Annotated in this window: 1 protein-coding gene; it reads right to left on the bottom strand. The window is 55.5% G+C overall.

Going from position 1 to position 389, the window contains the following annotated elements:
• A partial coding sequence (locus tag FCL47_RS24155) for an EF-Tu/IF-2/RF-3 family GTPase (RefSeq protein ID WP_240744359.1) occupies nucleotides 1–389 on the bottom strand: 389 nt, incomplete at both ends.

The raw sequence follows: 389 nt of genomic DNA, 5'->3' as shown, positions 1-389 counted from the left end.
GGGGACGATAGCCGTTAAAGAACGGAGTATGACGACCACCCTCGTCCTTGCCGAGGATATAGCACTCTGCATTGAACTTGGTATGCGGGGTAATAGATTTCGGGGCAGCAAGTACCTGTCCGCGCTCAATCTCCTCACGCTTCACGCCGCGCAGCAACGCACCAATATTGTCACCGGCCTGGCCTTCATCGAGCAGTTTACGAAACATCTCAACGCCGGTGCAGGTGGTCTTCTGGGTGTCACGGATACCGACAATCTCAAGCTCGTCGCCGACATGAACAACCCCTCTCTCAATACGACCGGTCGCCACAGTTCCACGACCGGAGATAGAGAAGACGTCCTCTACCGGCATCAAAAATGGCTGATCGACATCGCGCTTGGGCTCAGGA

The organism is Desulfopila sp. IMCC35006 (assembly GCF_005116645.1).
GTDB lineage: Bacteria > Desulfobacterota > Desulfobulbia > Desulfobulbales > Desulfocapsaceae > Desulforhopalus_A.
The sequence above is the reverse complement of the archived record's forward strand: the minus strand, read 5'-3'. Positions and strand labels throughout refer to the sequence as shown.